General features: G+C 71.0%; 20 protein-coding genes. 9 read left to right on the top strand and 11 right to left on the bottom strand.

Translation table 11 applies throughout. The features are described 5' to 3' along the window. Window positions 1–416 precede the first annotated feature (416 nt). Window positions 417–638 (bottom strand): hypothetical protein, encoded by a 222-nt coding sequence (locus GEV07_16650; GenBank protein ID MQA04279.1) that lies wholly within the window; start codon window positions 636–638, stop codon window positions 417–419. A 72-nt stretch (window positions 639–710) separates the two neighbouring features. On the opposite strand from GEV07_16650, the gene GEV07_16645 reads away from it, so the two are divergent. Both GEV07_16645 and GEV07_16640 read left to right on the top strand, forming a co-directional pair. Continuing rightward, window positions 711–2,081, top strand: coding sequence for a hypothetical protein (locus GEV07_16645; GenBank protein ID MQA04278.1), 1,371 nt, complete (start codon window positions 711–713; stop codon window positions 2,079–2,081). A gap of 6 nt (window positions 2,082–2,087) precedes the next feature. Next, window positions 2,088–2,603, top strand: a complete 516-nt coding sequence (locus tag GEV07_16640; protein MQA04277.1) for a prolyl oligopeptidase family serine peptidase — start codon at window positions 2,088–2,090, stop codon at window positions 2,601–2,603. On the opposite strand, the gene GEV07_16635 is transcribed toward GEV07_16640, so the two are convergent. Together GEV07_16635 and GEV07_16630 are read right to left on the bottom strand one after the other, a co-directional pair. Next, window positions 2,589–3,242 carry a response regulator gene (locus GEV07_16635; GenBank protein MQA04276.1) on the bottom strand — a complete coding sequence of 218 codons (654 nt, stop codon included), beginning with the start codon at window positions 3,240–3,242 and terminating at the stop codon, window positions 2,589–2,591. The two genes, GEV07_16640 and GEV07_16635, sit on opposite strands and share 15 nt — an antisense overlap. Before the next feature lie 70 nt (window positions 3,243–3,312). Then, on the bottom strand, window positions 3,313–4,146 hold the full coding sequence (locus tag GEV07_16630; protein ID MQA04275.1) for a hypothetical protein: 834 nt from the start codon (window positions 4,144–4,146) through the stop codon (window positions 3,313–3,315). Between the two features lie 248 nt (window positions 4,147–4,394). Here GEV07_16630 and GEV07_16625 point away from each other — a divergent pair, with 248 nt between their 5' ends. The 4 genes from GEV07_16625 (at window position 4,395) to GEV07_16610 (ending at window position 11,063) form a co-directional block, all read left to right on the top strand. Continuing rightward, window positions 4,395–5,468: a glycerophosphodiester phosphodiesterase gene (locus tag GEV07_16625; GenBank protein ID MQA04274.1), complete on the top strand. Its 1,074-nt coding sequence runs from the start codon at window positions 4,395–4,397 to the stop codon at window positions 5,466–5,468. 105 nt (window positions 5,469–5,573) lie between these two features. Then, the gene (locus tag GEV07_16620; protein ID MQA04273.1) at window positions 5,574–7,112 is read left to right on the top strand and encodes a 4Fe-4S dicluster domain-containing protein; all 1,539 of its coding nucleotides are present in this window, start codon (window positions 5,574–5,576) and stop codon (window positions 7,110–7,112) included. Between the two features lie 10 nt (window positions 7,113–7,122). Next, window positions 7,123–9,945, top strand: coding sequence for a molybdopterin-dependent oxidoreductase (locus GEV07_16615; GenBank protein ID MQA04272.1), 2,823 nt, complete (start codon window positions 7,123–7,125; stop codon window positions 9,943–9,945). Continuing rightward, window positions 9,942–11,063 (top strand): P-loop NTPase, encoded by a 1,122-nt coding sequence (locus GEV07_16610; protein MQA04271.1) that lies wholly within the window; start codon window positions 9,942–9,944, stop codon window positions 11,061–11,063. Before GEV07_16615 ends, GEV07_16610 begins: the two co-directional genes overlap by 4 nt. A gap of 3 nt (window positions 11,064–11,066) precedes the next feature. Here GEV07_16610 and GEV07_16605 read toward each other — a convergent pair whose 3' ends face one another. Then, window positions 11,067–12,041: a LysR family transcriptional regulator gene (locus tag GEV07_16605; GenBank protein MQA04270.1), complete on the bottom strand. Its 975-nt coding sequence runs from the start codon at window positions 12,039–12,041 to the stop codon at window positions 11,067–11,069. A gap of 99 nt (window positions 12,042–12,140) precedes the next feature. Between GEV07_16605 and GEV07_16600 the strand changes: the two genes are divergently transcribed. Further along, entirely contained in the window at window positions 12,141–12,893 is a 753-nt protein-coding gene (locus GEV07_16600; protein ID MQA04269.1) for an SDR family oxidoreductase, read from the top strand. A gap of 195 nt (window positions 12,894–13,088) precedes the next feature. Next, window positions 13,089–13,583, top strand: a complete 495-nt coding sequence (locus GEV07_16595) for a DUF3145 family protein (protein ID MQA04268.1) — start codon at window positions 13,089–13,091, stop codon at window positions 13,581–13,583. Window positions 13,584–13,950: 367 nt separating this feature from the next. On the opposite strand, the gene GEV07_16590 is transcribed toward GEV07_16595, so the two are convergent. The 7 genes from GEV07_16590 to GEV07_16560 all read right to left on the bottom strand — a co-directional run bounded on the left by GEV07_16590 (window position 13,951) and on the right by GEV07_16560 (window position 21,642). After that, window positions 13,951–15,012 carry a LytR family transcriptional regulator gene (locus GEV07_16590; GenBank protein MQA04267.1) on the bottom strand — a complete coding sequence of 354 codons (1,062 nt, stop codon included), beginning with the start codon at window positions 15,010–15,012 and terminating at the stop codon, window positions 13,951–13,953. Window positions 15,013–15,186: 174 nt separating this feature from the next. Continuing rightward, window positions 15,187–16,593: an acyl-CoA carboxylase subunit beta gene (locus GEV07_16585; GenBank protein ID MQA04266.1), complete on the bottom strand. Its 1,407-nt coding sequence runs from the start codon at window positions 16,591–16,593 to the stop codon at window positions 15,187–15,189. Window positions 16,594–16,662: 69 nt separating this feature from the next. Continuing rightward, a complete protein-coding gene (locus tag GEV07_16580) occupies window positions 16,663–17,904 on the bottom strand; it encodes a beta-ketoacyl-ACP synthase II (protein ID MQA04265.1) in 1,242 nt (413 codons plus the stop codon). Window positions 17,905–17,952: 48 nt separating this feature from the next. Then, window positions 17,953–18,198 (bottom strand): acyl carrier protein, encoded by a 246-nt coding sequence (locus GEV07_16575; GenBank protein ID MQA04264.1) that lies wholly within the window; start codon window positions 18,196–18,198, stop codon window positions 17,953–17,955. Window positions 18,199–18,272: 74 nt separating this feature from the next. Then, window positions 18,273–19,241, bottom strand: a complete 969-nt coding sequence (gene fabH, locus GEV07_16570) for a beta-ketoacyl-ACP synthase III (GenBank protein MQA04263.1) — start codon at window positions 19,239–19,241, stop codon at window positions 18,273–18,275. 29 nt (window positions 19,242–19,270) lie between these two features. After that, a complete protein-coding gene (locus tag GEV07_16565; GenBank protein ID MQA04262.1) occupies window positions 19,271–20,452 on the bottom strand; it encodes an acyltransferase domain-containing protein in 1,182 nt (393 codons plus the stop codon). Between the two features lie 116 nt (window positions 20,453–20,568). After that, window positions 20,569–21,642, bottom strand: coding sequence for a PucR family transcriptional regulator (locus GEV07_16560; GenBank protein ID MQA04261.1), 1,074 nt, complete (start codon window positions 21,640–21,642; stop codon window positions 20,569–20,571). 201 nt (window positions 21,643–21,843) lie between these two features. Here GEV07_16560 and GEV07_16555 point away from each other — a divergent pair, with 201 nt between their 5' ends. Next, complete coding sequence (locus GEV07_16555; protein MQA04260.1) at window positions 21,844–22,848, top strand: PHP domain-containing protein; 1,005 nt, start codon at window positions 21,844–21,846, stop codon at window positions 22,846–22,848. The last annotated feature ends 4 nt before the right edge of the window (window positions 22,849–22,852 follow it).

The following is a 22,852-nucleotide window of genomic DNA, read 5'->3' as shown; positions in this document are numbered from 1 at the left end:
CCATAACAACGGCCGCACCGAAGGACACGTGAACCGCATCAAGATAATCAAACGACAGATGTACGGCCGCGCGAAATTCGACCTCCTCCGCAAACGCGTCCTACTCGCGTAACCGGCCATCACGGAAATTGCGCCAAAACCGAATTACCTGATTGCTCACAGTGAGAGCCCATGTCGACCAGCACAGTGCCGTAGACGTATCTGCGGCGCAGCGCGAAGTCGTCGACCCCCACCGCTGTTATCATCACCCGATGACGAGTGCTCGGGCAGGGCACGCACCATGCGTAGCAGCGTCGTCCGACTCACCGCAACACCGACCCGCTCGGCGAGTCGCGCGCCCGCACGGCCCGCGAGCGCCACGCCGATCGCCTCCAGTACCCGGTGCAGCAGCATGCTGCGCCGGCCATACCGGACGGTCAGCTCCTCGACCTGCTCGACGAACGTCCGGCGCGCGCACGCGCCACGGTGCAGAGGAATCGCCGTACTCGCAACCGGATCCGCACCCGCTGGCTACCGATCGCGGCGTCCGAAAGAACGCGCTCGTACCGGCTATGGACACGACTCGACCGTTCACCACAGCCCGGACAGGAAGCTGCCCCTGGCACGGACTCGCGCGCGGATCTCGACAAAGCCGTCAACCAACCGGGTGATCTCTTCGATCACGACACCAGCCAAGTGCGTTAGCAGGACACGAAGGCTTCCACGGTCACATGGCCGCCATGATCATGCCTACCAAGGCCGTCTCATCGGCAACACGCGCAACACCAGCATCACGAAATGTGTGCCAGAACCCGGAAACCACCCGTCGCGTCGCGCCGGCCGACGGCTACCGGGCCGACCTACGGTCGAGCCTGGCGGTCGTGACGGCGGGGCAACGGGTGTCGGTCGCCGACCTCGACAGCGGCGACCTGTGGCCGCTGTCGGTGCCGGACGCCACGGGTGCGTGCCTCGACCCCGGCGGCGCGAAGGTGGCGTACGTACGTGAGCGCGCGCTGCGGCTGGTGGACGTGGACGGTACGAACGACGCCGTGCTCGTCGAGCCGGAAGGGCCGGACGTCAGCATCGGGCTCGCGGAGTTCGCGGCGTGGACGGCGGTCGAAGGCGGCCGCGGCTTCTGGTGGGCGCCCGACGGCCAACGGCTGCTCGCCCTCCGCGTGGACGAGAGCCCGCTGCCGGTCCTGCACCTGGCCGATCCGGCGCAGCCGGACGTGGAACCACGCCGCTGCCGGTATGCCGCGGTGGGGGCGGCCGGTGCGGACGTGACGCTGCAGCTGGTCGGGCTGGATGGCACGGCACGCGAGGTGCAGTGGGACCGCGACGCCTTCGAGTACCTCGTGCGGGTCGAGTGGCAGCACGGCAACCCGCTGCTCGCCGTGCAGAGCCGGGACCAACGCCGCGTGCAGCTGCTCGAGGTGGCGCCGCAGACAGGCGCCACCTCGGTGGTCCGCGAAGTCACCGACCGCGCCTGGGTGACGGTGCCTGCCGGGGTTCCGGCGCGCACGGCGGCCGGGGAGGTCGTCTGGGTCGAGCGCGACCACGACACCGACACGTACCGGTTGCTCGTCGACGGCGCGTACGTCACGCCACCCGGCCTGCAGGTGCGGCACGTCACCGCGTCCGACGACACCGTCACATTCGTTGCGCAGGACGACCCCACGGAGATGCACGTCTACGCGTACGACGGCACGCTGCGCCGGCTCAGTGCGGGCAGCGGTGTGCACGACGGGCAGCGCCGAGCCGGTACCACCGTGCTCGAGAGTCGCACCTGGGACGGGCAACGCACGTCGGTCGACGGTCGGGCCCTGGCGGCCGAGGCGGAGGCGCCGAAGCTCGAGCTGCGGGTCGAGCTGGTCCGCGCGGGTGCGCGTGAGCAGCGGACCGCGGTCTTCCGGCCGTCCTGGCACGAGCCGGGTGCGGGACAGTTGCCGGTGCTGATCAACCCGTATGCCGGTCCCGCGCTGCAGGTGGTGTTGGCGTGCCGTTCGTGGCACTACCTGCTGTCGCAGTGGTTCGCCGAGCACGGCTTCGTCGTGCTGACCCCGGACGGGCGCGGCACGCCTGGCCGCGGACCGCTGTTCTAACGCGCGGTGCACGGTGACATCCTCCGGCCCGTACTCGACGACCAGGTCGACGCGCTGCACGCGGTGGCCGAGCGGGACGGCGATCTCGACCTCGACCGGGTGGCCATCCGTGGCTGGAGCTTCAGCGGCCACCTCGCCGCCGCGGCGGTGCTGCACCGGCCGGAGACGTTCCACGCGGCGGTCGCCGGTGCGCCGGTGACCGACCAGCGGATGTACGACGCGCGGTGGAAGGAGCGGTTCGCCGGGCAGCTCGCCGACCAGCCGGCGGGTTACCGGGAGAGCTCGTTGCTGCCGTACGCGGCGAACCTGTCCAGACCACTGCTGCTCGTCCACGGCTTGCTGGACACGAACGTGTGGAGCCTGCACACGTTGCGGTTGTCCGCGGCGTTGACGGCGGCTGGCAAGCCGCACAGCACGCTGTTGCTGCCCGGCCAGGGGCATCGGCCGTCCGACGAGGACCTGGTGGCGAACCTGCCCCACCTGGAGCTCGCGTTCCTCCGGCAGGCGCTATCGCTCGGGTAGGTGTCCGCGGTCGACGCGGAGCCGGGTGGCGAGGATGGCGGCCTGGGTGCGGCGTTGGATGCCGAGCTTGACGAAGATGTTGGAGATGTAGTTCTTGACGGTCTTCTCCGCCAGGAACAACCGGCTGCCGATCTCGCGGTTCGTGAGCCCCTCGCCGATCAGCTCGAGCACCTGTCGCTCCTGTCGGCTCAGCGCGTTGAGCGGGTCCTGCTTGGCGGCGTCGGCGCGGATCCGGTTCAGCAGCTGGGCGGTGGCGGCGGGGGCGAGCAGCGACTGGCCCTTGGCCGCCGTACGGACGGCGTCCACGATCCGGGTGCCGCGCACCTCCTTCAACAGGTAGCCGGCGGCGCCGGCCATGACGGCCTGCAGCAGCGCGTCGTCGTCGGCGAACGAGGTGAGCATGATGCAGGCGAGCGAGGGGAGCCGGTCGCGCAGTTCCCGGCAGATCTCCACGCCGTTGCCGTCCGGCAGCCGGACGTCGAGGATCGCGACGTCCGGCGCGAGCGCGGGGACGCGGGCGAGAGCCTGCGACGCGTTCCCCGCCTCACCGACGACCTCGATGTCGGGTTCCTCGGCGAGCAGCGCACGCACTCCCTGCCGCACGACCTCGTGGTCGTCCAGCAGGAAAACCTTGATCACGTCGGGCACCCGCCCACGCTACTCACATGTCAAGTTCCTGGGTAGGGACTTGTGTCCCTCGCCGGCGGTTCTACTGCGTCAGGGTGTCGAGGTGGGCCTTCGCCTGCTTCGCCTTCGTGCGCGCCTGGTCGACGGCGTCGTCCGCGGCCGTGGCCGCCTCCTCGGCGGCAGCGACGCGCCGCTCGGCGGCCGTCCGGTCGCGCTCGGCCTCCTCGAGCGCCGCGACCAGCTCCTCGTGACGTGCGATCGCCTCGGTGAGCCGGTGCTCGGCGGCGCTGATCTCGCGGCGGCACGTGGCGGCCTGCTGCTCGGCGTCGTGGACGAACCGGGTCGCCCTGTCGTACTCCTTCCGCGCCTTCGCCAGCTGGAAGTCCGCCGGTGGCGCGCCGGTGTCTGCGGCTGCCGGCGCCGCGGCCGGGAGGCCGAACATCGCGCTGGCGTCCGGTTGCAGCGCAGTGGTGAGCCGCCCGGCGAGCAGCGCCGCGGCCGCGTCCGGCTCGATGAGCGCGGTCTGCACCGTCTGCTCGACCTCGGTGAGCACGGTCTCGCTGGCCGGGTGCTCGAGCTCCGCGGCCACCGTACGTGCCTGCGCGCGCAGGTCGTCGACGAACCGGCGCCGCCGTTGGGCGAGCTCCCGCAGCTCCTCGCCGGCGAGGGTGGCCTGCGCGCCGCGCAGGGCCTCGCCGAGCTCCGCCAGCTCGGCGATCTCCGCCTGCCGGTGTCGCTGCAGCATGTTGCACAGCCAGGCGCTCGTGGACGGCCGCCGCAGCGCGCGGATCGCCTTCGCGGCCACCTTGTCGCCGGCGGCGGCCGCCTCTTTCGCCCGTTGGTCCCTGGTCGCTGTGAACTGGCTCGGGTGCAGTCCGTACAGCTCGTCCGCGACGTCCTCGACACGCGATGTCATGACACCAGTATGCGGGCGGTGACCCGTTACGCGCGGCGATCGTGGTTACCGAGGGGACCGCTATGTCTCATCTCCCGTTCGCCTGGTCGTCGTCCGGGTACGTTTGGCTCGCCGTTGCCGTTTCTTGACTCCGGCGGCTGCCGTCCGCCGGATCGGTGGGAGGGTTGGCGATGGACGAACTGACGAACGCCGGGCGCGTCCGGCCGGCACCATGGACCTGGCTGGTGCTGCTGGCGGTACTCGCAGTGATGGTAGGTGGCATCGTGGGTGGACGCGGCCTGCTCGCCACGTCGCAGCAGTCGGCGGCGCCGGCGAAGGAGGAGGCGAAACCGTTGGTGCTCGGGCACCGCGGTGCGTCCGGTTACCGGCCGGAGCACACCGTGGCGTCGTACGAGCTGGCGGCGCGGATGGGCGCCGACTACATCGAGCCGGACCTGGTCGCCACCAAGGACCACGTGCTGGTCGCACGCCACGAGAACGAGATCTCCGGCACCACCGACGTCGCGGAACGCCCCGAGTTCGCGGACCGGGAGACGACGAAGACCATCGACGGCCGGGAGATCACCGGCTGGTTCACCGAGGACTTCACGCTCGCCGAGCTGAAGACACTGCGGGCGGTCGAGCGGATCCCCGACATCCGGCAGGAGAACACCATCTACGACGGCCGCTACGAGGTGCTGACCTTCCAGGAGGTCATCGACATCAGGAAGCGGCTGCAGAACGAGCTGGGGCGCCCCATCGGCCTGCTGCCCGAGCTGAAGCACTCGACCTACTTCAAGTCGATCGACCTCGACCTGGAGAGCCCGTTCGTGAAGGACCTGCGCGCCAACAAGCTCGACTCGGAGAAGTCGCGCACGGTGGTGCAGTCGTTCGAGGTGACCAACCTGCGCGAGCTGCGTGAGGACTGGGGGCTGCGTATCCCCGCGGTGTTCAACACCTCGGCGTCCGGGCAGCCGTACGACTTCGTCGAGTCCGGCGACCCGCGCACGTACGAGGACCTGCTGCAGCCGGAGGAGCTGCGCAAGCTCGCGGCGTTCGTGGACATCCTGGGGCCGGAGAAGCGCCAGGTCATCCCGTGGAACGACGACGACACACTGGGCGAGCCGACGTCGCTCGTGGATGACGCGCACGACGCCGGTATCCAGGTGATGCCGTACACCTTCCGCGCGGAGAACGAGTTCCTGCCGGCGGACTACCGCACCGGCGATTCCCCCGCCGACTTCGGCCGGGCGATCGCCGAGCAGAAGGAGTACCTGGACGCAGGGGTCGACGGCATCTGGTGCGACCAGCCGGACATCTGCCTGGTGGCCCGCGACGAGTGACGCTGTTGACCTGCCGGGCCCAAAGCTGAGCTTTGGGCCCGGCAGGTCGCCCTTTGGGGTCGTAGCGGTGCGTGTTGGCCTAACCTCTGACCAGGAGGTTTCCCAGTGCGCTATGGGTTCGCGATCGACCAGAGGACGTGCATCGGCTGTCATGCCTGCACGGTGGCCTGCAAGACCGAGCACGAGGTACCTGTCGGGCAGTTCCGTACGTGGGTGAAGTACGTCGACCGCGGCGAGTTCCCGACGTCTACCAGGGACTTCGCGGTCATGCGGTGCAACCACTGCACCGATGCGCCGTGCGTGAAGATCTGCCCCACCGGGGCGCTGTTCACCCGCGACGACGGCATCGTCGACTTCGACGGTGACAACTGCATCGGCTGCAAGAGCTGCCTGCAGGCGTGCCCGTACGACGCGATCTACATCGACGAGGACACGAAGACCGCCGCGAAGTGCAACTTCTGCGCGCACCGGGTCGACAACGGGTACGAGCCGGCGTGCGTGGTGGTCTGCCCGACGCACTCGATCTGGGTCGGTGACCTGGACGACAAAGACAGCGGCATCTCCCGGCTGATCGACAGCCACCCGACCGCCGTACGGGCGCCGGAGCAGCAGACCGGGCCGAACGTCTTCTACCTGGGCGCCGACCGTGCGGTGCTCGACCCGCTCGAGGCACCCGCGGACAACGGCTACCTCTATTCGACTCCCGACGCGCACACAGCCGAGGTGGCCGGCGACCTGGTGCGCGACTCGCGTGAGCACGCCACGACGACGCTGAACACCGCGCACCCGCGGCCGTGGGGCTGGCGGGTCACCACGTACCTGTGGACGAAGGCCGTCGGCGCGGGCGCCATGCTGCTCGCCGTCATCGCGCACCTGGTCGGTCTGGAGCTCGGCGGCCTCGGTGACGTGGTCGCGCCGGTGCTCGGGCTGGTCGGCGCCGCGACCACCGGCGGGCTCCTGGTGTGGGACCTGAAGCGGCCGGAGCGCTTCTTCTACATCTTCACCAAGCCGAACCTACGGTCGTGGCTGTTCTGGGGGGCCGTCGTGCTCGCCGTCGGGTCGGCGCTGTTCGCGCTGTGGCTGTTCGTGGCGATACTCGCCGCGGCGGGCGCGATCGGCGCCGGTGGCGCCGCCACCGCACGGACCTGGCTCGCCGTGCCGACGCTCGCCGGCGCGGTGCTGATGACCGGCTACACGGGCTTCCTGTTCGGCCAGGCGGAAGGACGCGACCTCTGGCAGTCGCCGCTGCTGTTCTGGCACCTGATCGTGCAGGCGCTCGCCACCGGCGGCGGCGCGATGGTGGTGTTCGCCGGGGCGTTCGGCCTAGAGACCGACGCGATCACGTTCCTCGTGCGTACGTTCGCGCTGGCGACCGTGGGCCACGTGGCCATGCTGCTGCTCGAGTACTACGGCCGTCATCCGACGAAGAACGCCGCCGCTGCCGCACACATGGTGCTGCGCGGCCGCTACGCGAAGCTGTTCTGGAGCGGGCTAGGCGCCGCGGTGCTGTCCGTCGCGCTTGCCGCGGCCGGCTGGACCGGTGCGCTCGCGCTGCCCATCGTCGCCGGCCTGCTGGTGCAGTTCGCGCTGCTCGCGTACGAGAGCGTGTTCGTCCGTGCCGGCCAAGACGTCCCACTGTCCTGAAGGAGTTTCCGTGACAGAGCTGCTGCCCGGCGCGCGCACGCACGAGCACCTGCGCAACTTCCCGCCACCGGAAGACTGGGACAACCACGTCGAGTACGACGCGAAGGCACATCCGCGCAAGGTGCCGCGCAAGTACATGCTGATCCCCACGACGTGCTTCAACTGCGAGTCCGCCTGCGGCCTGCTCGCGTACGTCGACAAGGAGGACCTCTCGGTCAAGAAGGTCGAGGGCAACCCCGCGCACCCCGGCTCGCGCGGCCGCAACTGCGCGAAGGGCCCGGCAACGGTCAACCAGATCAACGACCCGGAGCGGATCCTGCACCCGTTGCGGCGTACGGGGAAGCGTGGTGGCGGCGGCTGGGAGCAGGTCAGCTGGGACGACGCCCTCGACGACATCGCAGGGCGGATCAGGACGGCGATCCAAGAGGACCGGCACGAAGAGGTCATGTACCACGTCGGTCGGCCGGGCGAAGACGGCTTCGCGGAGCGGTTCCTCGGGGCCTGGGGTGTCGACGGGCACAACAGCCACACCAACGTCTGCTCCTCGGGTGCGCGGTTCGGCATGACGCTGTGGGGTGGCTACGACCGGCCGTCGCCCGACCACGCCAAGGCGAAGGTCATCCTGCTGCTGTCCAGCCACCTGGAGACCGGGCACTACTTCAACCCACACGCGCAGCGCATCATGGAGGGCAAGCAGTCCGGCGCGAAGCTCGTCGTGATGGACCCGCGGATGTCGAACACCGCGAGCCACGCCGACGTCTGGATCGCGCCGTGGCCCGGCAGTGAGGCGGCGATCCTGCTCGCGGTGGCCTCGCACCTGTTGCGCACGAGGAGGATCGACGAGGCGTTCCTGCGCCGCTGGCTGAACTGGCGTACCTACCTCACCGAGCGGCACCCGGACGCAGAGCCGACGTTCGAGGCGTTCCTCGACCGGCTGGAGGCCGACTACGCCGACTACACGTTCGAGTTCGCCGCCGAGGAAGCGCAGGTGCCCGTCGAGCGGATCCAGGAGCTGGCCGAGCTGGTCGCAGACTCCGACCACCGGCTCGCGTCCCACGTCTGGCGCTCGGCGTGTGCCGGCAACTACGGCGGCTGGCAGGTCGCCCGCGCGCTGTGGTTCGTGCTCGCACTCACCGGCTCGATCGGCACCGAGGGCGGCACCAGCCCCAACGGCTGGAACAAGTTCATCCCGCACGGCCCGGACATGCCGGGCGCGCACGACCACTGGAACGAGCTGGCCTGGCCGCCGGAGTTCCCCACTGCTACGAACGAGATGTCCATCCTGCTGCCGCACTTCCTGCAGGAGGGCCGCGGCAAGCTGGACGTCTACTTCAGCCGGGTGTTCAACCCGATCTGGACGTACCCGGACGGGTTCACCTGGATGCGCACCCTGTCGGACGAGGACAAGGTCGGCGTGCACGTCGCGCTCACGCCCAACTGGTCGGAGACCGCCGAGTTCGCCGACTACGTGCTGCCGACCGGCCACTCGACCGAGCGGCACGACACGCACTCGTACGAGACGCACTCCGGGCGCTGGCTCGGGTTCCGCCAGCCCGTACGTCGGGTGGCGATGGAGAAGCTGGGCAAGGAGTTCGACGACACGAGAGACGTCAACCCGGGCGAGGTCTGGGAGGAGAACGAGTTCTGGATCGAGCTGTCGTGGCGGATCGACCCGGACGGCTCGCTCGGTATCCGTAGGCACTTCGAGTCCCCGTACCGGCCGGGCGAGAAGGTCACCGTCGACGAGTACTACCGGTGGGTGTTCGAGAACCAGGTGCCGGGTCTGCCGGACAAAGCCGAGGCCGAGGGCAGGACGCCGCTGGAGTACATGCGCAAGTACGGCGTGGTCGAGGTGGCCACCGACCTGTACCGTCAGGACGAGCGGCAGCTGAGCGAGGCCGAGCTCGACGGCGCAGAGCCGGACGCCGACGGCGTGCTGCGCAAGCCGACGACCGAAGACTCGGTGCCGCCGCTGATCGGCGAGGCGGGCGCGGTCGGCGTGCAGCACGAGGACGGCACGGTCAGCGCCGGCTGGCTGACCCCGTCGCGCAGGCTCGAGGTGTACTCCACCATGATGCGCGACTTCGGGTGGGAGGAGCACGCGACGCCTGGCTACATCAGCTCGCACGTCGCGCGGAGCAAGATCGACCTCGAGCGCGGCGAGCTGGTGCTCGTGCCGACGTTCCGGCTGCCGACGCTGATCCACACCAGGTCCGGCAACGCGAAGTACCTCAACGAGATCTCCAACTCGCACCCGGTGTGGATGAACACCCGCGACGCGCAACGCAACGGGCTGAAGACCGACGACCTGGTGCGGATCAACACCGCGATCGGGTACCTCGTCGGCCGGGTATGGGTCACAGAAGGCATCAGGCCAGGCGTGTGCGCGCTCTCGCACCACATGGGGCGGTGGCGGCTGCACGACGCCGAGGGCAGCCGGTGGGTCTCCGGCCTGGTGGACATCACGCACCCGGACGGCGAGGACTCCTGGCTGCTGCGGTACAAGGGCGGCGTGGAACCGTTCGAGTCCGACGACCCGGACTCGTCGCGGATCTGGTGGTCCGACCCCGGCGTGCACCAGAATCTCGCGTTCGGCGTGCAGCCGGACCCGTGGTCGGGCATGCACTGCTGGCTGCAGAAGGTGCGGGTCGAACCCGCCAAGTCAGGCGACCAGTACGGCGACGTGTACGTGGACACGCAGCAGTCGTGGGCGGCGTACCAGGAGTGGATGGCCGAGGCGCAGCCGCGCACGGGTCCTGACGGCCAGCGGCGGCCGGAGTTCATGATGCGCCCGGTGAAGCCGAAGCGGCGCGCGTTCCGGGTCGAGCAATGAGCCTCGGGCTGCGGCGCAGAGCCGTCGACGTCGACCGGGTGCGGGCCGCGGTCGCTGCGGTGCCCGACCCGGAGATCGGCATGTCGCTCGGCGAGCTCGACATGGTGCACGACGTGTCGGTGGACAGGCGCGGGCAGGTGACGGTCGCGGTGCGGCTCACCACGATGAACTGTCCGCTGGCCGACGAGATCCGGGCTGCCGTAACGCAGGCGGCGGCGTCGGTCGACGAGGTCGCCGGCGTCGACGTCCGGCTGGACACCATGGACAACAGGCAGCGTGCGGCCGTGGGGGAGAAGCTGCGCTCGACGCAGCGTCCGCTGCACTCCGCGCTCGGCGGCGGCCCTGCGGTGTACGCGGTGGCCAGCGGCAAGGGCGGGGTCGGCAAGTCCACCGTCACGGCGAACGTCGCGGCGGCGCTGGCCCGGCAGGGCAAGCGGGTCGGTGTGCTCGACGCGGACGTGTGGGGTTACTCGATGCCGCAGCTGTTCGGCGTGCGGCGTGCCCCGATCGCGTTCGAGGGCGTCATGCTCCCGGTCACCGCGTACGACGTGGCGTTGATGTCCATCGGGTTCTTCGTCGAGGACGACCAGCCGGTCGCGTGGCGCGGCCCGATGCTGCACAAGGCGCTGGAGCAGTTCATCGCCGACGTCTACTGGGGCGACGTCGAGGTGCTGCTCGTCGACCTGCCACCCGGCACCGGCGACATCACGCTCTCGGTGCTCGAGCTGCTGCCGGACGCCGCGCTGCTCGCGGTCACCACGCCGCAGGTCGCCGCGCGTTCGGTCGCGTCCCGGGTGGGCAAGCTGGCGAAGGAGTCCGGCATGCCGATCGCCGGGGTGGTGGAGAACATGTCCGCCGCCGTGTGCAAGGACTGCGGCGCGCACAGCGAGGTGTTCGGCTCAGGGGGTGGCCAGCTGCTCGCCGAACAGCTGGACGCGGAGCTGTGCGGCCAGGTGTCGTTGTCCGTAGAGCTGCGCGAGGCCGGCGACCGAGGTGTGCCAGCCGTGCTCGACGCCCCAGACTCGGCGTCGGCGGTGGAGCTGCGCAGGGTCGCGGAGGCGCTGCCGGTGATGCGCCGCAACGTGGTCCGCCGCCCGCTCCCGCTGAGCGTCACGTAACGGCTAACCCGGGTGCTGCGGGTTGGCGCCGCCCATGGCGACGGCGACGACGTCGCGGAGCAGGCCGGTGAGGCGACGGCCGGCGGGCCAGATCACCCGGAGCTTGCGGTTCAGCTCGACGCCGTCGATCTCGATCGCGCGCAGCCGGCCGTCGGCGAGCTCCTCGGCGACCGCGAGCGAGCTCAACACGGCGGGTCCGAGGCCCTCCTCGACGGCGGCCTTGATGGCGGTGGTCGACGAGAGCTCGACCAGCGGCCCCACGATCGGCGCGTACAGAGCGAGCATCGCCTCCAGGGTGTCGCGGGTGCCCGAGCCGGGTTCGCGCTGCACCAGCGGCGTGCCGGCGAGCTCGCTCGCCGGGATCGGCCGGCGCCTGCGGGTCCACGGGTGCCCGGGCGCGACGACGACCGCGAGCCGGTCGCGGGCCACCGTCCGCTCGTGCAGCCCGGCCGGGAGGTCGGGGCTCTCCACGAAGCCGAGGTCGGCGCGGTCGGTGAGCACCAGGCGGGCCACCTCCGTGGAGTTCGCGACGCGCAGCGCGACGGTGGTGTCGGGCCGCCGGCCGTGCAGCTCCGCCAGCCAGTGCGGCACCAGGTACTCCGCGGTGGTCATGCTGGCCGCTATCCGCAGCCGGCCCTCGTGCTTCGCGCGCAGCGCCGCCACCCCGGCGTCCAGCGAGATCGCCGCACTGACCACCCGTTTGGCCCAGTCGGCGACGACCGCGCCCTCCGCGGTGAGCTTCGAGCCGTGCGCGGAACGCTCGATCAGCGGCAGGCCGAGCAGCCCCTCGAGGTGGCGGATGCGGGAACCGGCGGCCGGCTGCGAGATGCCGTGCTCCTTCGCCGCACGGCCCAGGCTGCCGAAGCGTGCGACGCCGAGCAGCAGGTTCAGCGCGCCGATCTCCGGTGTCCTCGCCGGCAGCGGGCCGCCGAGGCGCGGGGGCTCGTCGGTTGCTTCGGGGAGCAGCGACTCGGTCATGAGGAGACGTTCGGCTCCCATCGGTCGGGCACACGCGAATCGTCGTCGACTCTACCGCGGGCCGGTAATGTGCCCGCGTAGCCGGGATAGGAGCAGCCAATGACGGGTCGGGCAGTGTTGGTGACGGGTGCCTCGAGGGGCATCGGTCGTGCGGTGGCGGCGGCGTTCGCGGAGCGCGGTGACCGGGTGGCGGTGCATCACCGCGGGAACCCCGAGCTCGCCGAGCAGGTGCGGCAGGAGCTGCCGGGCGAGGGGCACCTGGTGGTGCAGGCAGACGTCGGCGATCCGCAGGCGGCGCGCCGCATGGTGGACGAGGCCGCAGCGGGCCTCGGCGGCCTGGACGTGCTGGTGAACAACGCCGGGGTGATGATCCAGTCGCCGGTCGAGAGCGCGGGCTACGACGAGTGGTGTGCCGCGTGGGCGAGCGTCGTCGGCACCAACCTGTTGGGTGCGGCGAACGTCACCTGGTGTGCGGTGCAGCACCTGCGCGAGCGGGCCGACGCGCGCATCGTCAACGTCTCGTCCCGCGGCGCGTTCCGCGGTGAGCCGGCCGCGCCCGCGTACGGTGCGAGCAAGGCGGGGCTGAACGCGTTCGGGCAGTCGATCGCGAAGGCGCTCGCGCCGCACGGCATCGGGGTGGCGACCGTCGCGCCTGGTTTCGTCGAGACGGAGATGGCCCGGCCGGTGCTGATGGGGGAGCGCGGTGAGCAGACGCGTGCGCAGAGCCCGTTCAACCGGATCGCCCGCCCGGAGGAGATCGCCGCTGCGGTGGTCTGGCTCGCCTCACCGGAGGCGGAGTGGGCGAGCGGCGCCGTCCTGGACATGAACGGCGCCTCGTACCTGCGTACCTGACCGGCGTGTCGCGGCGCGTGGAGCGCTCGGTCGTGCCAGATTGGCTTGCGTGAGTTGGGGGAGACACCGCGTGCGCGTACGCGGTGTCGTTTGGTGCAGGTGGGGCACCTGGGGCACAATAGGAGTCGCGCAGTTGTCGAATCTGCTGGCAGGGCCGCTGGGGAAGGCGTTCCACGCCGGGAGAAGGAGGCAACTGTGACGGCACGCGGCGTCTTGTACGTCCACTCTGCGCCGCCCGCGATGTGCCCACATGTGGAGTGGGCCGCGTCGGGCGTCCTTGGCGTACGCGTTTCCCTCGAATGGGCCCCGCAATCGGCGTCTCCTGGCACCATGCGTGCCGAGGTGTGCTGGCAGGGGCGGCCAGGCACGGCAGCGCTGATCGCCTCGGCGATGCGCGGCTGGGACCGGGTGCGCTACGAGGTGACCGAGGACCCCAGCGAGGACTGCGACGGCTCCCGGTTCATGTGGACGCCTGCGCTTGGCATGTTCGCCGGCGTCACCGGCGTCGAGGGCGACATCCTGGTCTCCGAGCACCGGCTCCGCGCGGCAGTGGTCGCCACCCAGGACGGCCAGAGCACGCTGCGCCACGAGGTAGACCGCCTGCTAGGCAGCCCCTGGGACGACGAGCTGGAGCCCTTCCGCTTCGCCGGCGACGGCGCCCCCGTGCGCTGGCTGCACGCCGCCATGTAACCCGCAGCCGTCGCTGACTACAGGCCTCTGCGGGCGGCACCGCCTTGCGGCGCAGTTGCGAATGGTCGCCGCTGACTACAGCGCTAGCTGGGCTGCGAACGGCGCGCGGTCGACTACGGGCCCTCTGCGGGCGGCACTGCGGCGCTCCACCGAACTCACCGGCTGTTGCTGACTACCCCCATGTGCGGGCGGCTCACGGTCGTCCTGGCCGCCTCTACGCGGCCAGTGTCGCGCTCCGCAGGCCGCGAGCGGCCGCCCCTGTCCCCGCACGGCGCGTGCCTGCACGCCGCCCGGGAGCTACTGGCGCGCGGTCAGCTGCGACACCTCGCCGGTTGCCGTCACACCGCGACGGCTCTCGGCTACGGCGCTAGGCGGGTGGCTTGAGGTTGTTGCCTTCGCCGCCTTCGTCTTCTGCGTACTCGTCGACGGTGTCGTTGCGCAATGCCTTGAAGAGCTTCGCGGCCTTCGCGTCGTCCATGAAGAGCACCGCTTGGCCGGCGACCATGCCGCCGCCCCTGATCGGCAGGGTGAGGAACGTGAGGTCGTCCTGGCGGGTGTTCCGGTAGTGGAAGGCCAAGGAGCGCAGCATCCCGCCGCTGACCGAGTCGTCGACGGTGATCGACTTGCTCGTCGCGTCGAGGAGCTGGTCGAGGCGGCGGGGGCTGGCGAGTACGTCCTTGCTGCGCGCCCGGTCGAGCAGCGCCAGCAGGAAGGCCTGCTGCCTACGGATCCGGTCCAGGTCACCGTTCGGCAGGCCGCAGCGCTGCCGTACGTACAGCAGTGCCCGCCGGCCGTTCAGGTGGTGCTTGCCCTTGCGCCACACGGTGCCGTTCGAGCAGTCGGTGACCGTACGGGGCACGGTGACGTCGACGCCACCGACGGCGTTGGTCATCGTCTTGAAGCCGGCGAAGTCGATGGCGGCGTAATGGTCGATCGGGACGCTGGTGAGCTGTTCCACGGTACGGACGAGCAGCCGCGGCCCGCCGTACGAGAACGCCGCGTTGAGCCTGCCCTTGCCGTGGCCGGGGATGTCCACCCAGGTGTCGCGTGGCAGCGACGTGACGGAGATCTGCTCGTTGTCCTCGGCGAGGTGCACGATCATCATGGTGTCGGTGCGCTGCGCGCCCCGCTGCCACAACGGCCCTTTCGCGTCCTCGCCCGAGGTGCCGTCCTTCGCCCTGGTGTCGGAACCGACGACCAGCCAGTTCTGCGCCTCTACGTCGAGCGCCTTGTTCGGCCGGTCCTTGCGGTTCTCGTCGATGACGCCCTTCTCGCGCGCGACGTTCTGGTCGTAGCGGTGCATGGTGTAGCCGTAGCCGGTCGCGGCGGCGGAGACCAGGAGCAGCACCACGCCCAGCGCGACCAGGAGTCGCTTGGTGCGTCGGCGTGCCCTGCTGGGCACGGGCGCTCGTTCGGTGCTTTTCGGCATGCGTCGCCCCCGGATCGGCGGTTTAACCTACCAGCCTATGGACGCTCGAGGGTCGACTGCGGTGGTCAGCGAAGCACGCCGTCGAGCACTGCGCATTGTCAGCGCGTGACTACAGCAAAATTCGCCGTATACCGGTACATGCTCGGCGATCGGCGCACCCAGCCGAGCCGGCGGTCACAGCGGGATGTTGCCGTGCGTGCTCGTGCCGTCCGGGGCGGTGGCGATCGCGCCGGCGATGGCCGTCCGGGTGTCCGCGGGCTCGATGATCTCGTCGACGACGCCGATGTCCTTGGCCCGGGCGATACCGCCGCTGATCCGCTCGTGCTCGTCGGCCAGCTCCTGCTCCACCTGCGTCAGCTGGTCTTCCGGTACCTCGGCCAGCCGCCTCCTGTGCAGCACCCGGATCGCGGCGACGGCACCCATCACCGCCACCTCGGCCTGCGGCCAGGCGAACACCTTCGTCGCGCCGAGCGCGCGGGAGTTCATGGCGATGTACGCGCCGCCGATCGCCTTCCGCGTCACGAGCGTCACCCGCGGCACGGTGCACTCGGAGAACGCGTGCAGCAGCTTCGCGCCGCGGCGGACGATGCCGTCCCACTCCTGTCCGACGCCGGGCAGGTAGCCAGGGACGTCTACGAGCACCACCAGCGGCACGCCGAACGCGTCACAGGTACGGACGAAGCGCGCCGCCTTCTCTGCGCTGGCCGCGTCCAGACAGCCGCCGAGCCGCATGGGGTTGTTCGCGACGACACCGACGGTGCGGCCGCCGAACCGGCCGAGAGTGGTGACCACGTTCGGCGCCCAGCGGGGGTGCAGCTCGAGCCCCGGCTCGTCCAGGATGGCGTCGATGAGCGGGTGTACGTCGTAGGCACGTTTGGGGTTGTCTGGCAGCAACACGCCGAAGTCGCGGGCCTCGACCTCGCCCATCTGGCCCTGTGCGCCGAGCAGCGCCGCGAGCTGTCGTGCCTTGGCGAACGCGTCGTCGTCGTCCTCGCTGACCACGTGCACCACACCGCTGCGCCTGCCGTGCGGCTCGGGTCCCCCCAGCCGCAGCATGTCCACGTCCTCGCCGGTGACGCTGCGCACCACGTCGGGGCCGGTGACGAACAGCCGGCCGCTGCTGCCGCTGAGCACCACGAAGTCGGTGAGCGCGGGACCGTACGCGGCGCCCCCGGCGGCCGGGCCGAGCACCACGGAGATCTGCGGCACCTTGCCGGACGCGAGCGTCATGGCGTGGAACACCCGGCCGACCGCGTCCAGGCTCTCCACGCCGTCGCGCAGCCGCGCGCCGCCGCAGTGCCACAGGCCGATGATCGGCACGCCTTCGGCGACGGCCGTCTGGTAGGCCTGCACGACGCGGGTGCAGCCGTCGATACCCATCGCGCCGCCCTGCACCCTGGCGTCGCTGGCGAACGCGATGGCGGGTGCGCCGTCGATCATGCCGCGGCCCACGAGGAAGCCGCTGTCGTCTTCCGCACTGATCAGCGCCAACGTGTCGGCGTCGAAGAGGCGGGCGAGGCGGACGCGCGGTTCGCGCACGTCGACTTCGGTCGCCGAGGTGGAGTTGGCGGTGACCGTCACGAAACGACCTCCAGAGTGTGCAGGCTTCGTTGGGGTGCCGTGCGCCGTGGGTGTGCGGCGCAGCGGCTGTCAGTTGTGCGTGGCGAACGCGACGATCGCGTTCGCGCCGCCGAATCCGAACGCGTTGTTGAACGCCACCAGCCGCCCGTCGGGCAGTGTGCGCTTCTCGGTGGCGATGTCCAGCGACATCTCGTCGTCGAGGTCGTCCACGTTGATGGTCGGTGGCACCACCCGGTGGTGCAGCGCCAGCACGGTCGCGAGCGACTCGATGGCGCCGGCCGCGCCGAGCAGGTGCCCGTGCAGCGACTTGGGTGCGGTGATGACCAGGTTGTCTGCGGCCTCGTTGCCGAGCATCGCCCGGATGGCGGTCGCCTCTGCGACGTCACCGAGCGGTGTGGACGTCGCGTGCGCGTTGATGAGCGCCACCGACGCCGGCTCGACGCCGGTGTTGGCGAGCACGGCCTTGATCGCGCGCCTGATGCCGTTGCCCTCCGGCTCCGGCTGGGCGATGTGGTGCGCGTCGTTGCTCAGCCCGTAGCCGAGCACCTCGGCGTAGATGGTGGCACCCCGCGCCTGCGCCGACTCCAGCGACTCGAGCGCGAGCGCGGCGGCGCCCTCGCCCATGACGAACCCGTCCCTGCCCTTGTCGAACGGGCGGGAGGCCCGCTGCGGCTCGTCGTTGCGCTTGGAGAGCGCCATCATGTTCGCGAACGCCGCAAGCGGGAGCGGGTGGATGACCGCCTCCGTGCCGCCGGCGATGACGACGTCGGCACGGTTGTCCACGATCATCTGGTACCCGTTCGCCACGGCCTCCGCGCCGGACGCGCACGCGCTCACCGGCACGTGCACGCCGGCCTGCGCGCCGAGATCGATACCGACGGCACCCGCAGGCCCGTTCGGCATCAGCATCGGGACGGTCAGCGGGCTGACCCGCCGCGGCCCCTTCTCCTTCAGGTTGTCGTACTGCGCCAGCAACGTGGTGAGACCACCGATGCCGGTCGCCATCACCACGCCGCGGCGTTCCGGCGGCGTCTGCGGGTCGCCGGCCGACTGCCACGCCTCCCGGGCGACGATCATCGCCATCTGCCCGGACCGGTCCAGCTTGCGGGCCTCGACCCGGTCGAGCACGTCGGTGGGTTCCACCGCCGCCCGGCCGGCAATGCGTGCCGGCAGGTCGGCGAAGAGCTCGTCGGTCAACGCGACGACCCCCGAGGTACCTGCCAGCATCTCCGTCCACGTGCTGCCGGCGTCGGCGCCCAGGGGAGAGAACGCGCCAAGCCCGGTGACCACTACACGTCGGTCAGCGCCCATCTGCTGCTACTCCCTCCTCGTCGCTGTTCGAACCGGCTCGCCGCACCGTCAGCTGGCTTGCTTGATGTAGTTGACGGCGTCGCCGACCGTGCTGAGGTTCTTCACGTCGTCGTCGGGGATCTTTACGTCGAACTTCTCCTCGGCGGCGACGACGACCTCCACCATGGCCAGGGAGTCGACCTCCAGGTCGTCGGTGAAGCTCTTGTCCAGCTGGACGTCCTCGGTCGGCACGCCGGCGATCTCGTTGACGATGTCCGCCAGGCCGTTGAGGATCTCCTGCTCGCTTGCTGCCATCTGGCTGTGCTCCTTCTCGTGGTTGGTTGCGCACCCGCGGACGCGGGCGTACTTCTGTTGTCCCGTGGTCGACGTCAGGGGATCATCGCCACCTGGGCAGCGTAGGTGAGACCCGCGCCGAAGCCCACGAACAACGCCAGGCCGCCGCTGCTCACTTCACCGCGTTCCAGCAGCGCGCCCATCGCGAGCGGGATCGACGCCGACGACGTGTTGCCCTGCCCCTCGATGTCCTTGGCGACCACGACCGAGTCCGGCAGCTTCAGGCCGCGGGCGAGCACGTCGATGATCCTCGTGTTCGCCTGGTGCGGGATGAACGCGGACAGCTCCTCCGGCTGCACACCGGCGCGCTCGAGCGCCTTCTTGGCGACCGGCACCATCTCGTAGCTGGCCCAGCGGAAGACCTTCGGACCCTGCATCCGCAGCGCCGTCGGCGGCAGCGCCTTGCCCTCCTGGGCGGCTTGGAACACCTCGATGTAGTTGGGCTCCTGCTGCACCGTCTCGATGCGGGCGCCGTCGCTGCCCCACGCCACAGGACCGATGCCCGGCTCGTCGGACGGGCCGACCACCACGGCCCCGGCGCCGTCGCCCCACAGCATGGCCATGGTGCGGTCGTACGGGTCGATGATCTCCCTGAACCGTTCAGAGCCGATGGTGAGGACGTACCGCGCCGTACCTGCGCGCACCATGTCGTTCGCGGTGGCGAGCGCGTACGCGAACCCGGCACAGGCGGCGTTGAGGTCCATGGCGCCGGCCTTGGTCAGGCCGAGCCGGTCCTCCACCTCGCTGCTCGCGGCCGGCGTCTGCATGTGGTGCGTGCAGTTCGCCACGATCACCAGGTCGATGTCCGCGGGGTCGACGCCGGCGTTCGCCAGCGCCTTCTCGCCGGCGGCGGTGGCCATGTCGGCGACCGTCTCGGTGTCCGCCCACCTGCGGGTGATGATGCCGGTGTGGCTGCGGATCCACTCGTCGCTCGAGTCGATCTGCGGCGCCACCTCGTCGTTGGTGACGACGCGGCTCGGGCGGTAGGTACCGAGAGAGAGCATGCGGGCGCCGGGAACGGCGGGTGCGACCTTCACGAGGACACCTCCGGGTGCAGACGGACGAGGGGCTGGCCGGGCGAGACGGGGTCGCCGTCCTCCACGAGCCACTCCACCACCGTGCCGCCGTGTCGTGCGGTGATCGGTTGCTCGTTGCGGCGGGCGACGAGGCTGCCGATCTCGCCGCCTGTCGGTACGGTGCTGCCGGGTTCTGCGTCGCCGCGGCGGAACGTGCCGGCGGCGGGCGCGACCACGAGCCGCCAGGTCGGCTGGTTCTCCAGCGGGCTCGGCTCACCGTGTTCCTCGACGAGCTGCTTGGCCCTCGGCAGGCCGTCGGGGGTCTTCAGCGCCAGCGTCTCCACGCCAGGCAGCGCGCGCTTGATCAGCCCGGTGAGAGTGCCGGCGGGCGGCATCTCGATGACCGCGGTGACCCCGAGGTCGCTCATCGTGCCCATCACCTGGTCCCAGCGCACCGGCGCCGCGACCTGCTCCACCACCCGGTCCAGCACCTCCGTGCCGCTGTGTACGACGCTGCCGTCGTAGTTGGACAGCACCCTCGTCCGCGGGTCCCTGGTGGTCATGGCGGACGCGTACGCGCGAAGCCCGTCCACGGCGCTGCCCATGTACGAGGTGTGGAAGGCGCCGGCCACCTGCAGCGGGCGCAGCCTGGCGCCCTCCGGCGGGTCGCCCTTCAGCTTCTCCAGGTCGGGGAACGCGCCGGCCGCGACGACCTGCCCGGCGCCGTTGATGTTCGCGGGGGTGAGGCCGTACTCCTCCAGCTTGGCCAGTACGGCGTCCTGCTCGCCGCCGAGCACCGCCGTCATGCCGGTGGGGGTGCGGTCAGCGGCGGCGGCCATCGCCTCGCCGCGCTCCCGGACGAAGACCATCGCCTGTTCCGCGGAGATGACGCCGGCACCGGCGGCCGCGGCGATCTCGCCGACGCTGTGCCCCGCGACGGCGCCGACCTTGCGGAACGCGTCCACCGGGTGTGGGAACAGCGCGAGCGCGGAGACCAGGCTCGCCGCGACCAGCAGCGGTTGGGTGACCGCCGTGTCGCGGATCTCGTCCGCGTCCGCCTCGGTGCCGAACCGCACCAGGTCGAGCCCGGCGCAGGTGCCGAGCCAGTGCAGTCGGTTCCGGAATCCGGGGAGCTCCAGCCACGGGGTGAGGAAGCCAGGGGTCTGAGCGCCCTGGCCGGGCGCGACGAGAACGAGCATTACTCCACCCTGCCGGCCCGGGCACCCCGCTGTGGCTGGTGTCCGGTACGAAGTTGGATGTCAAACAATTGTAGGAGACCTACAACGGCGGCGACCAGGAATTGCGCGAGCAGGTGTTACGCGGGGTCGCCTAGCCGGCCGAAGGCGAGGGCGAGCCGGAGCGTGAAGGCGCCGCGCGACGTGGTCGGCGGGTACCCGGTGACCTCCGTGACCCGGCGTAACCGGTACCGGACGGTGTTGGGGTGTACGTACAGCGTCCGGGCGCATGCCTCGAGCGAGTGGCCCTGGTCCAGGTACGCGCCGACGGTCTCGAGCAGCACCGGGTTCGCGGTCAGCGGCTCGTACACCTCCCGCACCAGGTGCTGGCGGGCCGCCGCGTCCCCGTCGAGCGCGCGTTCCGGCAGCACGTCCGCGGAGGCGATCAGCCGCGGCGCGTCCGGCCAGGCGATGACCGCACGCTCGGCGGCGAACGCCTCCTGCGCCGACCGCACCGCCGCCCGCAGGTCGGCGACGACCGGGCCGACCACCACCGGGCCCTTGCCGAACTCGTCCGCGAACTCGGCGGCGACCGCCAGCGGGTCGCTGACGCTGCCGAGCAGGATCGCCAGGTGGTCGCTCTGCACCCCGGCGAGCACCTCCAGGTGGGCGTGCCTGGCCCGCCGGTGCACGTTGCTCACCGCGGTCTCCGGGTCGGTGTCCGGCCGGCTGCCGACGACCACGACGATCCGATCCGGGGCCGGCCAGCCGAGCGCGGACGCGCGCGAGGCGATCGACTCGTCCGCCTCGCCGCGCAGCACGGCGTCCACCACCAGGGCCTCGAGCCGGGCGTCCCAGGCGCCGCGGGCCTCCGCCGCCTGCGCGTACACCTGGGCGGACGCGAACGCGATCTCGCGGGAGTAGACGAGCAGTGCCTCGCGCAGCCCGGACTCGTCGCCGGGGGCGGCGAGCTCTGCCACGTACGACTCGACCAGCTCGTGGGTGGCTCGTACCAGCTCCACGGTCTGCTGCAGGCTCACCTTCCTGGCCAGCTCCCGCGGCGCGGTGCCGAAGACCTCGCCGAAGACCTTGGGCTGCCTGGTCGGGTGCCGCAGCCACTCGGTGAACGACGCGATACCTGCCTGGGCGACCAGCCCGACCCAGGAGCGATCCTCGGCCGACATGGCGGCAAACCAGGGCAGCTGTTGCTCCATTCGCCCGACCGCCTTCGTCGCGAGCTCACCGCTGGCGCGCTCGAGTCGGCGGATCGTGGCGGCACGCTGCCGTTCCACGTTCAGCAGCGTATCGCTGTCACCGGGAGGGACGCGTAGTCGCGTGCGGCCTGTGTACACACCCGTTCACCCCGAAGCGACGTAGCCAGGGGGTACGGTCGTGCCGTGGAACCCGTCCAGGCGATGGAGCGGATCGCCTTCCTCCTCGAGCGCGCCGACGAGCCGACCTACCGGGTGCGTGCCTTCCGCGGTGCGGCCGACGTGCTGCGCGAGCTCGCGCCAGGGGAGCTGGAGCGGCGGGTCGCGGCCGGCACCCTGCAGGAGCTGCCCGGCATCGGCAAGGTCACCGCGACGGCGATCGCGGAGGCGTACGCGGGGGAGGTGCCGGTCTACCTCAGGCGGCTGGAGGCGACCGAGGGCACCGACCTGAGCGCGGCGGCCGCCGAGCTGCGGGCCGCGCTGCGCGGCGACCTGCACTCGCACTCGGACTGGTCCGACGGCGGCAGCCCGATCGAGGTGATGGCCGCGACGGCGCGCGACCTCGGGCACGCGTACCAGGCGGTGACCGAGCACTCGCCGCGGCTGCGGGTCGCGAACGGCCTGTCCGCCGAGCGGCTGCGCAAGCAGCTCGGCGTGGTGCGCGAGCTGAACGAGCAGCTGGCGCCGTTCCGGCTGCTCAGCGGCATCGAGGTGGACATCCTCGCGGACGGCAGCCTGGACCAGGACGAGGACCTGCTCGACCAGCTCGACGTGGTGGTGGCCAGCTCGCACTCCAAGCTGGACCTGCCGGAGCGCGAGATGACCAAGCGGATGGTGCTCGCCGTCGCGAACCCGCGCGTGGACGTACTGGGGCACTGCACGGGGCGGAAGATCAAGGGGAAGCGGCGCAACGAGTCGACCTTCGACGCGGAGATCGTCTTCGAGGCGTGCCGGCGGTTCGGGGTGGCGGTGGAGATCAACTGCCGCGCCGACCGGCAGGACCCGCCGAAGCGCCTGCTGCGGCTGGCGGTGGAGGCGGGCTGCATCTTCACCATCGACACCGACGCCCACGCCCCCGGCCAGCTCGACTGGCAACCGAGCGGCTGCGAGCGCGCCGTGCTGTGCGGCGTCCCGCAGGAACGGATCGTGAACACCTGGAGCCCGGACCAGCTGTTGGCCTGGACCCGCGACCGGGAGCTGCCCGGCTGAGCCC

It is taken from the genome of Streptosporangiales bacterium, assembly GCA_009379825.1.
GTDB lineage: Bacteria > Actinomycetota > Actinomycetes > Streptosporangiales > WHST01 > WHST01.
The sequence above is the reverse complement of the archived record's forward strand: the minus strand, read 5'-3'. Positions and strand labels throughout refer to the sequence as shown.

Coding starts and splice junctions, on each gene's coding strand:
- GEV07_16630 (MQA04275.1), bottom strand. CDS start 4,146: ATGACATCGCGTGTCGAGGACGTCGCGGACGAGCTGTACGGACTGCAC.
- GEV07_16605 (MQA04270.1), bottom strand. CDS start 12,041: ATGACCGAGTCGCTGCTCCCCGAAGCAACCGACGAGCCCCCGCGCCTC.
- GEV07_16575 (MQA04264.1), bottom strand. CDS start 18,198: ATGGCAGCAAGCGAGCAGGAGATCCTCAACGGCCTGGCGGACATCGTC.
- fabH (MQA04263.1), bottom strand. CDS start 19,241: ATGCTCTCTCTCGGTACCTACCGCCCGAGCCGCGTCGTCACCAACGAC.
- GEV07_16625 (MQA04274.1), top strand. CDS start 4,395: ATGGTAGGTGGCATCGTGGGTGGACGCGGCCTGCTCGCCACGTCGCAG.
- GEV07_16580 (MQA04265.1), bottom strand. CDS start 17,904: ATGGGCGCTGACCGACGTGTAGTGGTCACCGGGCTTGGCGCGTTCTCT.
- GEV07_16555 (MQA04260.1), top strand. CDS start 21,844: ATGGAGCGGATCGCCTTCCTCCTCGAGCGCGCCGACGAGCCGACCTAC.
- GEV07_16560 (MQA04261.1), bottom strand. CDS start 21,642: ATGGAGCAACAGCTGCCCTGGTTTGCCGCCATGTCGGCCGAGGATCGC.
- GEV07_16600 (MQA04269.1), top strand. CDS start 12,141: ATGACGGGTCGGGCAGTGTTGGTGACGGGTGCCTCGAGGGGCATCGGT.
- GEV07_16610 (MQA04271.1), top strand. CDS start 9,942: ATGAGCCTCGGGCTGCGGCGCAGAGCCGTCGACGTCGACCGGGTGCGG.
- GEV07_16645 (MQA04278.1), top strand. CDS start 711: ATGGCCGCCATGATCATGCCTACCAAGGCCGTCTCATCGGCAACACGC.
- GEV07_16565 (MQA04262.1), bottom strand. CDS start 20,452: ATGCTCGTTCTCGTCGCGCCCGGCCAGGGCGCTCAGACCCCTGGCTTC.
- GEV07_16590 (MQA04267.1), bottom strand. CDS start 15,012: ATGCCGAAAAGCACCGAACGAGCGCCCGTGCCCAGCAGGGCACGCCGA.